4 protein-coding genes are annotated in these 17,331 nt (G+C 32.9%); 3 read left to right on the top strand and 1 reads right to left on the bottom strand.

Annotated elements, in window-relative coordinates; translation table 11 throughout:
* Positions 1-77: 77 nt before the first annotated feature.
* On the bottom strand, positions 78-449 hold the full coding sequence (locus AC5LW9_RS09200) for an EthD domain-containing protein (RefSeq protein ID WP_198228235.1): 372 nt from the start codon (positions 447-449) through the stop codon (positions 78-80).
* 72 nt (positions 450-521) lie between these two features.
* On the opposite strand from AC5LW9_RS09200, the gene AC5LW9_RS09195 reads away from it, so the two are divergent.
* From AC5LW9_RS09195 to AC5LW9_RS09185, 3 genes are all read left to right on the top strand, one after another.
* Complete coding sequence (locus tag AC5LW9_RS09195) at positions 522-866, top strand: MerR family transcriptional regulator (RefSeq protein WP_493455721.1); 345 nt, start codon at positions 522-524, stop codon at positions 864-866.
* A gap of 331 nt (positions 867-1,197) precedes the next feature.
* Positions 1,198-1,722, top strand: coding sequence for a low molecular weight protein arginine phosphatase (locus AC5LW9_RS09190; RefSeq protein WP_493455720.1), 525 nt, complete (start codon positions 1,198-1,200; stop codon positions 1,720-1,722).
* A 674-nt stretch (positions 1,723-2,396) separates the two neighbouring features.
* The gene (locus tag AC5LW9_RS09185) at positions 2,397-17,279 is read left to right on the top strand and encodes a non-ribosomal peptide synthetase (protein WP_493455719.1); all 14,883 of its coding nucleotides are present in this window, start codon (positions 2,397-2,399) and stop codon (positions 17,277-17,279) included.
* Positions 17,280-17,331 lie beyond the last annotated feature (52 nt).

The raw sequence follows: 17,331 nt of genomic DNA, 5'->3' as shown, positions 1-17,331 counted from the left end.
TCAGAATGGCTTTTTACTTAGAATAAAATTATTAGAATTTAAAATGATAACAACGAATTATAGCAAAGCATGTGCATTTAAATAATCGTTCGTTCCGTTGCGTACCAGATTAACGATTGTGAATGATCGACAAACTGGTTTTCATCATCCAATAATAGTTGTATAGCTTTTTTTGCTTCAGGCGAAGTTCTGATATTTAGCATCTTTTCTTTACTTTGCCACCAAATTTCTGCCATTCCATCATAATCAAAGAAAGGAGCACCTCTGCTGTTACGCATAGCATTTCCTGGTTTTTTATCTTGTAATGGTACGCTTTGTACATAGCGATAAATTCCTAAAGCTTCTTTTTGTGAATTAACTAAAGTTGCATGATGTTCATGCCAATAATCATCAAATTCTTGATAACTTAATGTCTTTTTGCGTTTAACTAGCGTTATTAATTTAATCATTTAATACCTCCTTTAATAAATGCGAACATATGATAAAGTATGACAGCTCTGTTAGAGTCAATAGGAAGTGATATGAAAATTGGTGAATTATCAAAATTAAGTCAGATCAGTGTTAGAATGCTTAGATATTATGAAGAAGAAGGACTTCTTTCATCAAAACGCACAGTTTCAGGTTATCGTCAGTTTGAAATAGAGGACATTGACCGAGTAAAACTAATTCATAAGTTAAATAAGGCTGGATTAACATTAAAAGTGATTCGTAGGATCCTCCCTTGTTGGCAAAATCAGAAAAAAAAATTTTCTCCCTGTGAAGAATTCAAAATGGGGTTGAGTGACACTTTATTAAAAATAGATGAGCAAATTCAACTTTTACAGCAAAGCCGTAATCGTTTATTAACCTTGTTAGATGAAAATTAAGATTTATTTTCACCACCTGAATAGGTTTTTAATAGCAAAATGCTAAAATAAAGTAGGTAATTACATTATTGATACTTATAACAAAAGAAAATATTACATTTACAAAAAATCTAACTAATTTTTTACTTTCAAATAAGATTATATGGATCAATGATCATTCTCAACGTTAATTTTAAAAGATAAGTAGTATTTTTTGAAAAGTCTTATTCAATAAGGTTTTTGGATGTAATAGCTTCATACATTTGAAGACTTAAAAGTAAAATTAATTAGCTTTTAGATCTATCTTTGATATCATGAATTTTAATAATTAGTTAATTATGAAGGCAATTTAATGTTTAATCTCAAAAAAAATTTAATCGGTTTATTGGTGCTGTTTAGTGCTTCTTGTTTTTCACTTGATCGTGTTGTTGTGTTTGTTTGTACAGGTAATACTGGGCGTAGCCCAATGGCAGAAGCTTTAGCTAAGGATTATGTGGAAAAACATAATTTAAATATCTCAGTCCAATCACGTGGTGTAAATGTTGATCCTAATGAAATCAATCCGGAAGAAGGCACCGTTAAGGTATTAAAAGATAGAAACATTGATATCTCTTCACATAAAGCGACTCAATTAGTCAAAGAAGATGTTGATTCATCAGACTATTTATTGACAATGACCCAAAATCATAAAGATCGAATTTTAAGCAAATACCCAGAAGCTGAAGGTAAAGTATATACGTTAGCTGAATTTGCAACCGGTAAAAATGAAGACCTTTCCGATCCTTATAAAATGCCAATAGCTGCTTATATCAAAGTAGAAAATCAATTAGATAAATTTTTACCATTAGCACTTGATAAAATTGCAAAAGAGGAATAATTCATAAATTTAGTTTAGTCAGTTTATAAATACCCAGAGATTTTTTACTTAATAATTATGGAAATTAAATCTTTGGGTGTTATTAAAACAACTTAATAGAATTAAGGAAAATTAGTTTACGTGACTTTGTTAATTTAAAAAATTATAGATCAATAATACAAAAAATTTGTTTTAATCTAATTTTTGCTATTTATCAAAAAAAAGTAAAAAATATGGCTAATTAAAATAACTAACATGGTAATTATTATACATGACCTTTTAGGATAGATTAAAGTTTCATCAAAGTCACCAATATTTGTCTATCAAAAAATTATTGTAAAGAAATTTTAAGATATGTAAATTTTAATAATGTTTTGTAAATTTTTGATTTTTTTTAAAATATTTTATTTTGTCAAAAATACTCCATTTTTGGGGCCTACTAAAAAAATCCCTCTACATATAACTAAATGAATAAAATGTGATTAATATCATAAAGTTAATTTAAATTTTACTTAAACAGTTTACATGAACAAATAATCTATATAATATTGTCAATTGTAAAGAATGAATAAATTAAAAGCATTATTTACTAAGCTTTTATAAAAAACATGAAAGCTTGTTTTATAGAATAAAAAAAGTAGAAATACATAATGATTATAAATTAATAAAGTTAATACAATTTTACAGGCAAAAAAATGAAAGAAATAAAACTCACTCCTTATCAATCAATATTTTATTATGAATGGCTAGCCAACCCATCAAGAAGCGATTACAACATTGTATCTGATAATATGATCTCTGGAGAGCTTAATAAAGAAAAACTTTTTGACAGTTTCAAGAATATTATTAATGAGCATTTTGTTTTTCGCAGTTTCATTGTAAATCAGGATGATGGTATTTTTTGGAAAAAAAGAGAATCAATTACCGAAGAGAATTTAAAAACGCTCTTAGTCTATCATGATCAACCCTTAAGTAACGAAGATATCAGTAAAATAGTTTCGGAGCCTTTTGATTTAGAGAAAGATATTCCTGCACGATTCCATATTATAAAAGTCGGTCATAAACAATATCGAAGTATTTTAGTATTCCATCATATTTTAGTTGATGGAGTAAGTACTCAGGAGTTTTGGGATAAACTAAGTCAATACTATAATGATATACCTTATGAGCTACCATCTTATGAAGTACAAGCTCAAATGCATGAAAAACTTAATGATTCGTATCATGAAATTCTAACAACGCAAAAACAGCAGATGGAAGATTTCTGGAAAGAAGAGTTACAAGATGTTAAAAATATCGATTTTACTTTCTTAAAGTTATCAACCGAAAAACCAAAGCAATTAAACCAATTTAAGCCTTATATTAGTGAATTTACTTTTAGCTATGACGAAAATATTTATAATCAAGTTAAAGTAATACGACGTAAACATAAGATAACACCTTATTTATTCGGTCAATTGGTAATGGCTTTGTTATTAAACAAAATGACATCTCAAAGCGCCATTCCTCTTGTTTATCCCATTGCTTTTAATGAAGGTAAAGAATTAATCTACGGCGCTCATATTAATACATTACCTGTTGTTTACCATTTTGAAGAAAATTCAACCTTAGAATCTGTTATTCAAAATATTCTGGCTCATTATAAAAAGGTTAAACAAACAGGTGCTAAATACTTACCAGTTTACGATATTATGCAATTTGCTGAAAATCCTAATATTCTGGATGTAGCGTTTGTGCAAACCTTTGTTCGAGACCATAAAATGAATCTCAATGGGATGATTGATGAAGCAGTTAATCATGAATTTCAAATAGATTTATCTAATAAATTGGTGTTTGAACAAGAAGAACATAATAACCGTATTAACTATCGTGTTAAATTTAGTGAACAGCAATTAGATAAACAACTAGTTGAACAACTTGTGATGTTCTATCAAAGACTGTTTATAAAATTACTTAACTATTTAAGCAATGATCAAGCCGATATTTTAGTAAATGATATTGAGTTACTGAATCAAGATGATTTAAAATTTTTAATTCATGATATAAATCAGACTCAACAACCTTATAAGAGTAATAAAATAATTGCTCAGTTATTTGAAGAACAATGTCAAAAAACACCAAACAATACCGCTGTGCTTTTTGAACAAATTGAGATGTCTTACTCTGAATTGAACAACAAAGCTAACCAATTTGCTCATTATCTTCAAGATCATTTTTCTATCAAGCCAAATGATTTAGTTGGTCTTTATTTAGATCGTACCGAGCAAATTATTGTTGCTATTTTAGCTGTACTTAAATCTGGAGCCGCTTATGTTCCGATCGATCCTACAGCACCTGACGAGCGCAATAAATATATTTTAGAGGATGCCAATATTCGTGCAGTTATTACACATTCTCATTATGTCGATAAATTGAATGTGCTAATGCCAGCCGTTGAAAGTATTCCGGTTGATGATCCATCTTTTACTGCAACCTTACAAAATTATTCAACCGATAATACGATTATCGAAACTAAACCTAATGATTTAGCTTATGTTATTTATACTAGTGGAACAACAGGCAATCCGAAAGGAACATTAATTGAACAACACAGTGTTAATCGCTTAATTATTGATGCTAATTATGTCGAGGTTGATGAGTCAGATCGCATAGTATGTATTGCAGGGTATCATTTTGATGCATCGATTTATGAAATATTCAGTGCTTTACTCAATGGTGCTGGAGTTGTTATTACTGCTAAAGAAAATCTTTTAGATTTGGATAAATTTAATCAGTTGATTGAGCAATATCATATTACCAACTTCCTTGCTATATCAACATTTTTCAATACGTTAGTTGATGCTCAGTTGCCTAATTTAGCAAAATTGCGCTATATTCTAGCTGGAGGGGAAGCCTTATCAGCCGTTCACGTAAATAAATTCCTTAAATTATACCCGAATGTTAACCTCGTAAATGCTTATGGTCCGACAGAAACAACAACGCTTGCTACGACTTATTTAACAAATCAAAGTCAAACCTCTTTTGGTAACAATGTTCCTATTGGTGTACCATTACCTAATACATCGGTATATGTATTGAATCCACAACGAAGCCCATTGCCTATTGGCTGTATTGGTGAGCTTTATATCGGTGGTGCTGGGGTAGCTCGTGGTTATCTGAACAATGTTGAGATGACCAATAAAGTGTTCATTAAAAATCCATTCCAAACAGAAGATGAACGAAAGCAAAATTACAATGATCGTATCTATAAAACAGGTGATTTAGTCCGTTTGTTGCCTGATGGTAATATTGAATATATTGGTCGTAATGATTTCCAAGTAAAAATCCGTGGGTTCCGTATAGAGCTTGGTGAGATCGAATCGCAATTAATGATGCACCCACAGATTAAACAAGCCACAGTATTAGCACTCAATAATCAAAGTGGTTATAAATATTTAGCTGCATATTATGTTGCGGATAATGAACTTGATTCAGCAGAATTGGCTGCGTATTTAATCAATCTGTTACCAGATTATATGGTTCCTTCAACATTTGTTCATTTATTCGTTATGCCTGTGACGATTAATGGTAAAATTGATCAAAGAGCACTACCAAAACCAGTCTTACTGACCCAAACTAGCTATGTAGCACCTAGCTCAACTTCTGAGCATAAAATCGTAGAGGCAATAGCCACTTTATTAGGATTTGAAGCGAATGCTATCAGTGTTACTGATGATTTCTTCCGTTTAGGTGGTAATAGTATTTTAGCTATCAAATTATCAAGTAAGCTGACTCGAGAATTTGACCGTTCTATTCGAGTGGCTGATATTTTCACTTTCCGTACTGCACAAAAAATAGCTCAATTTATTGATAAGAATCAGGAAAAAAGACAGTCAATTAGTGTAATGCCTGTTGATCATATTGAACAACAATTATTGTCCTTTGCACAAGAGCGTCTATGGTTTATCGATTCTTATGAAGGTGGTAGTAATGCTTATAATGTTCCATTGGTATTTAAACTAACAAGCACTACAGATATTAATCTACTTGAAAAAGCAATATACGCAATTATTGAACGACATGAAGTTTTACGTTCATTAATTAAAACCAATGCACAAGGAATTGGTTATCAACAAATTATTGATTTACAACAATTCCCATGGAAGGTTAATAAACAAAAATGTTCAAGCAAAGCAGAACTTGAAGCTGCAATTTATGAGGATCTGCATAGAACATTTATTTTATCCGAAGAATTACCGATTTATGTTTGCTGTTATGAATTTGCTGGTGACAGTTACTTAAGCATTGTCATTCATCATATTGCATTTGATGGTTGGTCAACAGATATCTTTTTGGACGAGTTAGTCAATCTTTATCATTATGTTACAGCTCTATCTCAAGGAGATAACCAATATGCTGAAACATTACGTTTACCAGCAGTCGAAGTTCAATATAAAGATTTTGCTTTATGGCAACGTAATCTTTTAAAAGGTGATTTTTTAAATAATCAATTAAATTTCTGGAAAGGGCAGTTAGAAGATTTTGAACAACTTAATTTGCCTACAGATTATCCGCGTCCAAGGGAAATTGATTATACAGGTCATGATATTCCTTTTGAAATTAATGAACAAATAAGTCAACAAATCCGTTCATTAGCTAATGAACTCAATGTGAGTGTCTATTCAGTATTATTGAGTGGTTTCTATTTATTATTAGGTATTTTTAGCAATCAAAAAGATGTGGTTGTTGGTTCTCCAATTGCGGGTAGAAATTATTCAGGTATTGAAAATACTATAGGATTTTTTGTTAATACTATCGCATTACGTAAATGTATTGATCCGAAAGATAGTTTAAAATCATTCATTTTACAAACCAGTGAATTAGTTACTCAAGCTCAACAATATCAAGATTTGCCATTTGAGCGATTAGTTGATGCATTAGCGATTGAGAAAGATTCTTCACGGCACCCAATATTCCAAGTAATGTTTGGCGTACAATCATTTGGGTCAGCAATACATAATGGTAAAACTGAAGAGCTATTATCTTTATATCAAAGTGAAACTGTCAATTATCAATCTGCTAAGTTTGATATGACGGTAATGCTTGATGACTCTAAATCAGCTATTACTGGTTTATTTAATTATGCTTGCAAACTGTACCGACAAGAAACCATTGAGCACTACATCACTATTTATCAAACTATTTTAGAACAGTTTGCTCAAATGTGTGAGTCAGAACAATCGTTAACTGAAATGCGTTTAGTCGATGCGGCTACTTTCAATAAACTGATCTTTGATAAAAATAAACCGTTTCAATCTTATGCAAGAGACAAGTCTATTGCAGAACTGTTTGAAGAAAAAGTCCAGCAAGTACCTGATCATATTGCAGTCATTTTCCAAAATACTGAACTAACTTATCAACAAATTAATGAGCAGGCCAATCAGTTAGCGCGTTACTTGAAAGAACACTTTGATATAAAACCTAACGATTTGATTGGTCTTTATCTTGATCGTTCACAATATATCTTGATCTGCTACTTAGCTATTTTGAAAGCTGGTGGAGCTTATGTTCCAATGGATCCTAATGCTCCAGATACACGTAACGAATTCATAATGCAAGATGCTCAAGTTAAAGCCGTTCTTACAACCGAAAATCATTGTGAGAAGGTAACTAATTTAGCCCCTAATGTATCCATACTCGCTGTTGATCAAGCTGATTTTGTCGATAATCTAAAACATTATGCGAAAGATAATCTTTTAATTAAAGTGAAACCGCATGATTTAGTTTATGTTATCTATACGAGTGGAACAACGGGCAATCCAAAAGGAACGCTGATTGAACATCAAAATCTTAATAACTTTATTGTTAATGCTAATTATGTCAAAATCAACTCTAACGATCGTTTACTAAGCATCTCTGGTTATCAATTTGACGGTTCTGTTTACGATCTCTACACCCCTTTACTTAATGGTGTGACACTGGTTATTGTTGAAAAAGAGACATTTTTAGATTTAGAGCAGTTTAACAAGTTAATTGGTGATAAAAAAATCACTAATTTCTGTTGTACAACCACCTTCTTCAATGCATTAGTCGATAATGAAGTTGCTAATTTAAAATTATTAAATTACATATTCGTTGGTGGTGAAGCTTTATCCGCATATCATGTTAATAAGTGCCATCAACTTTATCCGCATGTCAATGTGGTTAATGCTTATGGCCCAACTGAAACCACTGTATTTACTGTTTCTTATTTAACTAACTTAGCACAAGAACCATTTACTTACAGTGTACCAATCGGTAAAGCATTGACAAATGTATCGCTGTATATTTTAGATGAACAACGTCGTCCTGTACCTGAGGGGGCAATTGGTGAACTTTATGTAGGTGGTGATGGTGTTGGCCGTGGTTATTTACATAAACCTGAACTGACAGATAAAGTATTTATCCAAAATCCATTCCAAACTGTTGTCGAAAAGGCGCAAAATTATAATGCGCGAATCTATAAAACTGGCGATTTAGTGCGTTATTTAGCGGATGGCAATATTGATTATATTGGTCGTAATGATTTCCAAGTTAAAATTCGAGGATTTAGAATTGAACTTGCAGAAATTGAAACTTGTTTAGTCAACCATCCTGATATTCAGCAAGCTGCAGTACTAGCTTTGAAAAATAGTGCTGGTGCTAAATATATTGCTGCTTATTATGTGGCTAAACAATCATTGAGCCAAGAACAACTCGTTGGTTATTTACAACAATCTCTTCCTGAATATATGATTCCGGCTGCCTTTGTTCATCTTGACGCTATGCCAATGAACATGAATGGTAAATTGGATCGTAAAGCGTTGCCAACACCACAACTTCTTGATGAGCAAAACTATGTCGGTCCAACAAATGAAACAGAGGCTATTTTCTGTCAAACCTTTGCAAATATACTTGGTTTACAAGCCAATGAAATCAGTATTCATGATGATTTCTTCAAACTCGGTGGGGACAGTATTAGCAGTATTCAACTTACCAACCGAATTAAACAGGCTCTTAATTATTATCTATCAATTAAAGATATTTTTAATTTAAGAACGGTAGAAGCTTTAAGCAATCATGTGATTAATAATCGTCATGAAGCAAAAATCAGTGTGGAAACCGAACAAGGTATTTTAACAGGAACTCTTGAACTTTCTCCTATTCAACAGTGGTTCTTTAAAGAAGTTGCAGTTGACCGATTCCCAGACTATCACCATTGGAATCAAGCATTCTTGCTTAAAGTTCCAATGCTTGACGTTGATTTACTCAAACTAAGTGTACAAAAATTGCTTGAATATCATGATATGTTACGAGTTAATTATCATGATTCAGTGGCAACTTATCAATCACTGCCTGAGAGATTGCCATTTTCTACTCAAAATATCTCTGGTTGGTCACAAGATAAGATTCACCAATTATTGACTAATTGGCAAAGTCATTTTACCTTTAATCAAGGGGCATTATGTCATTTTGGTTATTTAATTGGTTTTGATGATAATTCTGCTCGTATCCATGTTGCTGCGCATCATTTAAATATTGATGCAGTAAGTTGGCGTATCATTAAAGATGATCTAGAAGCTATTTATCACTATTTAAGCCAACAATCATCTGTTGATGCCAATATCAATGTGAAAGATATTCTAGGTGAAAAAGGTAGTAGTTATCGTCAATGGGTCAATAAACAACAGCAATATCCAACGCTCATTGCTAATGAGCAAGAACCTGCTTATTGGCAAACTATATTGGCTGATATTAATCAGTATCATAATCATCTTGATCAACATCGTGTTGATACGCTATATCAAGCCAAAATGCAGCTGTCTAAGACGCAAACATCTCGTTTACTTAGTCAGGTTAATAAGGTATATGGAACTGAAATTAACGATATTTTATTAACAGCACTCGCACAAGCGTTAAAATTGGTATTCAGTGGTAATGATCATTATATTTTATTAGAAGGTCATGGACGAGAAGATCTTTACACTGAAATGGATATTAATAACACGGTTGGTTGGTTTACCAGTATGTATCCAGTTAAACTAATGGTGAATAACCATAATGTTATTAATAATGTTGCCATGATTAAAGATACCTTAAGACAAATACCTAACCATGGTGTAGGTTATGGCTATTTGGTAGGTTATATTACACAAGCTTTACCAGCGATTAGCTTCAACTATTTAGGTCAATTTGATAGTACTGAAAAAGCTAATAAATGGCGATTTAGTGATGAAGATAGCGGTTTAGCAATGTCTTCTAATAATCGCATGACTGACTTTTTATCCGTTAATGGTGGTATTTTGGATGATCAATTACAATTTGCTATTACAGGATACGTCAATAATGTACACGGTGAAGCTTTAGTTACGTCCTTTACTCAACAGCTTAATGAGCTCATTGATCAATTAGTACTGATTGAACGTAGTTATTTGACACAATCTGATATTAATAACGTGATCTCTCCAATACTGCTTAATTCATTACAGAGTGATAAAGAAATAGAAGCAATTTATCCTGCAAATAGTTTACAGCAAGGGTTTATATATCATGCTGTTTCACAGGGAGATTCAGATAATGCTTATCGAATTCAGATGATTTGGGATTATCACAATTCACTGAATATTGATTTGCTTGAACAAGCATGGCATCTTACGCAACAAAAATTCCCATCATTACGATTACGTTTTTCATGGGTAGAAGAACTGGTACAGATTATTGATAAACAATCTGATTTTGCTTGGCAATTTGTTGATCTTAGCAATCAAACTCAAGATCAACAACAAGTCAGTATGAATAAATTGATTAAACAAGATGAACAAATCGGTTATGATTTAATGAAAGGCCAACTATTTAGAGTGACCTTAATTAAATGTTCTGATGAGAATTACCGATGTTTATTTAATAATCATCATGCTATTTTAGATGGTTGGAGTTTACCTGTCTTACTAAATGATGTGCATCAAAATTATTTAGCTCTATTACATCAAAAAGAGATTACTATCCAAGAAGATAGCAGTTATTTAGCTGCACAATCTTACTTACAAAGTAAAACCAATGAGACAGCATCATTCTGGAAACAATACCTTAATGTTGAACTTGAACCTGAAAATCTAGAGAGCTTACTTAAAGCGGATTTAAGACATATTAACTTAGCTGACCAAAAATACGTTGAAGATCCACAAGAAATTTCGATAGAGATTGGTTCCCAACAATGTGAACAATTAAAATCATTATGTAAAAACAATGAGTTTACATTGAATGCTTTGGTTCAATATTGTTGGCATCAACAATTAAGCATTTTTGGTAATAGCAAAACTACCGTTGTTGGTATGACGGTATCGGGTCGTAATTTACCAATTGACGGTATAGAAAATTCTATCGGGCTTTATATTAACACATTACCTGTAATTTTAGAGCATAGTGATGGTAGCGTCATTGAAACCATCAAAATGTTACAATCACACATTAATAATGTGAATAATAACAGTAATATTAATCTGATTGAATTACAAAAATCGGGTACACGTCTATTTAATTCATTATTTGTATTTGAAAATTACCCATTATCAGAAAGCGAAGAAGATGAATTAAAAATTGTGTTCCAAGGCGGTCATGAAAAACTTGACTATCCTCTCGGAATTGTGGTCTTCGAGGCTGCTGGTAAGCTATCGATTAAAATCAAATATGCTGGAGAACTCTTTAATGACTTAGCTATTAAACGTGTATTGAAAGGAATAGAATTAACCTTAACACATTTAGCTAAAAATCCAGCTATAGAGGCATCTAAGCTTAACTTATTAACTGAGCAAGAGTATGACCAATTAATTGTTAACCAACAAAAGAACATTGTTTCATTTGAACATCATAAACTCGCGAGCCAATTGTTTGAAGAGCAAGTTCAGAAAACACCTGACTCTATTGCAGTTGTTTATGAGGGAATAACTTTAACTTATCAAAGTTTGAATGAACAAGCGAATCAACTGGCAAATTATTTACGATCACAATTATCAATTCAACCTGATGATTTAATTGCATTATATTTAGATAAATCGCAATATATGATAGTAAGTATTTTAGCTGTGCTCAAAGCTGGGGCTGCTTATGTGCCAATTAGTCCAAGCACACCAGCAGAACGAGTAGAGTTAATTCTTAATGATACTAAAGCGAAAGGTGTGATAACTCATGCTCATTATGCTAAAGAATTAACTCAATTAAAAACTCAATTGCAACCAGAAGTTATTGCTGTTGATGATCCATCAATGGGTAACAAACTTTCACAGTTTGATAAACACAATGTGATTACTTCAACACAAGCCCATCATTTGGCGTATGTTATTTATACGAGTGGTACCACTGGACTACCAAAAGGTGTGATGATTGAACACCATGGAATAGCTAATTTAGCAACAGTTCAGCAAGACGTTCTAGATCTACAACCATGTCATCATGAACAAGATCAGAAAAACGTTCTATGGTATTCAAATTATATTTTTGATGCGCATGCTTTTGAAATATATAACGCCTTACTTAATGGTCATCAGTTGCACATTCTGTCAGAAGATAAACGTTTAGACTTTATAGCATTATCAAAATATACCCAAGATCAACACATTGATTTTGCCTTTATCCCACCAGCTTTACTTGATCAAGATGATTTGCTTTCAGTCCCTGTTTTAACAGTGGGTGGAGAAGCTGTTAATGCTAAATTAGTGAATCGTTATTGTCAGCAGGGTATCAAGTTAATTAATGTTTATGGACCAAGTGAAACGACTGTCTGGGCTATGGCTCATCGTTATAGTAAAGATGACCTAAATACAGATTTGGGACAAGCCATTAAAAACGTTACTTTGTATGTTCTTGATGAATATTTGCGTCCTGTGCCTCCTGGTGTTATTGGAGAATTATATATCGGTGGTGCGGGTGTCGGTCGTGGTTATCTAAATAACCCTGAATTGACAAATCAGTCATTTATCGCAAATCCATTCCAAACCAGTGAGGAAAAAGCGCAAAATTATAATGCTCGAATTTATAAAACGGGCGATCTGGTTCGTTATTTACCGAACGGTCATATTGAATATATTGGTCGTAATGATTTTCAGGTTAAAATACGCGGTTTCAGAATTGAATTAGGTGAGATTGAAACAAGATTAATCAGTCATCCTCAAATTAAGCAGGTACTTGTTGTGGCGCTGACTAATAATCAAGGTAATAAATATCTTGCTGCTTATTATATATCTGATACAGCCATTGATCAGAATGAATTAACTGGCTATTTAGAACAAACATTACCTGAGTATATGGTTCCAGCAGCCTTTGTTCATCTAATGGTTATGCCTGTTAATGTGAATGGCAAAATTGATCGTAAAGCATTGCCAATGCCTAATTTTGTTATGCAAGAAAGTTATGTTGCTCCTAGTACAGAGACTGAACAACAGTTAGTTGCAGATATTGCTGAACTATTAGGGATGGATATCGACTCAATTAGTGTGGCCGATGACTTCTTTAGATTAGGTGGTAACAGTATTTTAGCTATTAAATTGTCAAGTAAAATAGCTAAAACTTTCGAACGTGATGTGCGTGTGGGTGATATTTTTACCTATCGTACCATTCAGGATATTGCGAAATTTATTGACAGTAATTACCAAAAACGTCAATCAATTACCAAACAACAGGTGGCTAATGAACAAGAACAGAGATTATCCTTTGCGCAGGAACGTTTATGGTTTATTGATTGTTATGAAGGAGGTAGCAACGCCTACAATATACCATTAGTATTTAAACTTCTGCCAGAGACTAATATCTCGTTTGTTGAGCAAGCGTTACAAGAAATTGTTCAGCGCCATGAAGTATTGCGTTCATTAATTAAAAATACCACAGATGGTGTTGCCTACCAACAAGTGATAAGTTTGCAACAACAACCGTTAGCAATCGAAAATCATTATTGTGATAGTCAAGCTGAATTAGATAAAGCGATTCATAATCATGTATACAAAGTATTCATGTTATCTCATGAGTTACCGATCTCGATTTGTCGCTATCAATTAGCTCAAGAGAATTATATGAGTATTGTGATCCACCATATTGCATTTGATGGTTGGTCAATTGATCTGTTCATTAATGAGTTCAGACAGTTATATCAATACTATGAAGCTTTATCTTTAGGTGATAGTAATCAAGCGGTTGCACTTAACTTACCACCTGTTGAAGTGCAATATAAAGACTTTGCTTTATGGCAACGGCAGTATTTGCAAGGTGATATTTTGAATCAGCAATTGCGGTTCTGGCAAGATCAACTAGCTGATTTTGAACCGCTTAATTTGCCGACTGACTATGTTCGTCCGCAGCAAATTGATTATACGGGTCAAAATGTCATGTTTGAACTTGATTATGATGTCAGCCAACAAATACGGTCATTAGCAAAAGAGCTTAATGTTAGTGTTTATTCTGTGCTACTCAGTGGTTTCTATTTACTACTTAGTTCATTTAGCAATCAAAAAGATATTGTCATTGGTTCACCAATTGCTGGAAGACATTATCAGGGTACAGAAAATACCATTGGCTTCTTTGTTAATACATTAGCATTAAGAAAATGTATTGAACCAAGTGACAGCCTAAAAATGTTCATTTTGCAGACCAGTGAATTAATTACGCAAGCTCAACAATATCAAGATCTACCATTTGAGCGCTTAGTTGATGCGTTATCGATTGAAAAAGATACCTCAAGGCATCCTATTTTCCAAGTAATGTTTGGCGTACAGTCATTTGGTGAAGATGGGAAAGAGGATAATTTATTGCAACGTTATTATAATGACAATGCAAGTTATCAAGCGGCTAAGTTTGATATGACCGTGATGCTTGATGATTCTAAACCAGCGATAACGGGCTTGTTCAATTATGCTACTAAACTCTATAAGTCACAGACGATTGAACACTATATCACTATTTATGAATCAATCTTGCAGCAATTTACTAAGATGTATCAACAGCAACAAACTCTAACAGACTTACGTTTGATTGATAACTTAACTTATCAAAAAGTGATCTTTGATTGGAATAAGACGCGTTGCGATTATCCAACCGATGTGACAATGCATCAATTGTTTGAAAGACAAGTATTAAAAACACCAAATAATCTAGCTTTAGTTTATGAAAATGATCGCTTGACCTATCAAGAGCTTAATGAACAAGCTAATCAGCTAGCACATTATTTGCGTGAAAACTTTAATATTCAGCCTGATGATTTGGTGGCGATCTGTCTTGAACGTTGTAAATATATGTTGGTAAGTATCTTAGCTATCTTGAAGGCAGGAGGGGCTTATGTACCAATGGATCCTAATATGCCTGAAGATCGTCTCAGTTATATGATAGAAGATACCAAAGCTAAGGTTGTATTAACGACTAACTTAAGTTACGAAAAGATCAATTCTTTAGTTTCTAAGGATCAAGTTGCATTGAACTTGCAATCCTCACAAACGATTGATTGCTTAAGTAAATATCCAACAACTAATCCAACGCCATTGGCACAACCTAAAAACTTAGCTTACGTGATTTATACCAGTGGTACGACCGGTAAGCCAAAAGGTGTAATGTTAGAGCACCAAGGTGCGGTAAACCGTATTATTTGGATGAATAACGAATATCCGATTACTGAAAAGGATCATATTTTACAAAAAACAAACTATACCTTTGATGTGTCGGTGTGGGAGCTATTTTGGGCGAATTGGTATGGTGCTTGTATTGTGTTTGCTCATTCAGAACTTTATAAAGATAATGTCTATCTTGCAGAGTTGATTGAAGCTGAACAAATCACTGTATTACATTTTGTACCATCTATGTTAGTTGCATTTGTGGAAACATTAGAAGCGCAACCTAATTTGGTTCCAAAAGTTCAGGGATTAAAATATCTGTTCTGTAGTGGTGAAGCACTTAATCTTTATGAAGTGAAAAAATGTCAAGTGTTGATGCCAAACTGTGAGGTACATAATCTTTATGGACCAACAGAAGCAACCATTGACGTACTTTATTATGATTGTAATAATCCGAATATTTCACAAGTATTAATTGGTAAACCGATTGCTAATACTTCGGCTTATGTTCTTAATGAATTATTACAGCCAGTGCCTATTGGCGGAATAGGTGAGTTGTATGTCGGTGGTGATAATGTCGCTAGAGGTTATCTAAATAACATTCCATTATCAAATGAACGTTTTATTGCTAATCCGTTCCAAACGGAAGCAGAAAAAGCACAAGATTACAACGGTCGAATTTATAAAACTGGCGATCTTGTTCGTTCTTTAGCTGATGGTAATATTGAGTATTTAGGTCGTAATGACTTCCAAGTTAAAATTCGCGGATTCAGAATTGAACTTGGTGAAATTGAAGCTCGATTAACCCAGTATAATGGAATCAAACATAGCATTGTTATCGCTTATGAACAGGCTTCGGGCAGTAAGTATTTGGTTGCTTATTATCTTGCTAATGAGGAGATTGATAGCCAATTATTACAAGCTCATTTAAATGAAACTTTACCGGGATATATGATTCCGTCAGCATTTATATATTTAACTGAATTACCAATTACTTCAAATGGTAAATTAAATCGTCGAGCTCTACCAAAACCAGAGCTTACCGATAAGGTTGAATATGTCGCGCCAGAAAATGATGCTGAAAGAACATTATGTGAAGTCCTTGCTAATATCCTTAAAATTCCTGCTGAAGAAATTAGTATGCAAGATAGTTTCTTCCGATTAGGTGGTAATAGTATCTTGGCTATGATGCTTAATAACCGAATTAATGATGCGTTTAAAGTTAAAATGCGTTTAGTTGATATTTTAGGTGTCAACACAATTCGGGAATTAGCGAAGAAAATCTCAACGGCTAAACAGCAGTTTAATCCTATTGTGGAATTAAGAGTTGATCATGAAAAACCACAAATTTTTATGATTCACCCTGGATTAGGCGGATGTGATGTTTATCAATCATTAGCGAATAAGTTATCCTCAAAATACAGCTGTTTTGGTGTAGATTCTTACAATTTATATCATGACAAACCTATTGAGGATCTCAATGTATTAGCGCAATATTATCTGGATCATATCAGTAAAGTTGCAACCAAAGATCAGCCAATCAAATTACTTGGTTGGTCTTTAGGTGGCAACATTGCGTTACAAATCGCAGTACTACTTGAGCAGCAAGGAATCGAAAAGATTGAAATTTATCTATTGGACACTTGGCTATTAAAAGAGCAGGATTTAGAACAATATAATCATCCAGTAAACATTACTCATGCTATGGATCGATTAAATCTACCTGCACATGTACGCGATCAGATTGAGGTTTATGCAAAAATTGATAACAAGCTCGTTATACAGCCAATATCTGCTCAATTGAAACAGACTCAAGTTGTGTTGTTTAAAGCTGAACAGATTGAACAAGGTGGAGATTTAGCTGAAAAATATGTATTAAATAATATTGATACTTATTTGCAGGATAATTCTCAATTAAAATTAGTTAAGTTAGATTGTGATCACTACACAATTTTATCTCATGAACAAGAGATCTTAGCTCAAATTTTATAACCTTAATATAAACTATCCCCTTAAAATAAACTTTATTTTAAGGGGATACTTT

Source organism: Gilliamella sp. LMG 34360, from assembly GCF_984568995.1.
Note: the sequence above shows the minus strand (reverse complement) of the source record. Positions and strands in the feature narration are given on the sequence as shown.

Excerpts from the sequence above, each read along its gene's own strand:
- AC5LW9_RS09200 (WP_198228235.1), bottom strand. The coding sequence starts at position 449 with ATGATTAAATTAATAACGCTAGTTAAACGCAAAAAGACATTAAGTTAT.
- AC5LW9_RS09195 (WP_493455721.1), top strand. The coding sequence starts at position 522 with ATGAAAATTGGTGAATTATCAAAATTAAGTCAGATCAGTGTTAGAATG.
- AC5LW9_RS09190 (WP_493455720.1), top strand. The coding sequence starts at position 1,198 with ATGTTTAATCTCAAAAAAAATTTAATCGGTTTATTGGTGCTGTTTAGT.
- AC5LW9_RS09185 (WP_493455719.1), top strand. The coding sequence starts at position 2,397 with ATGAAAGAAATAAAACTCACTCCTTATCAATCAATATTTTATTATGAA.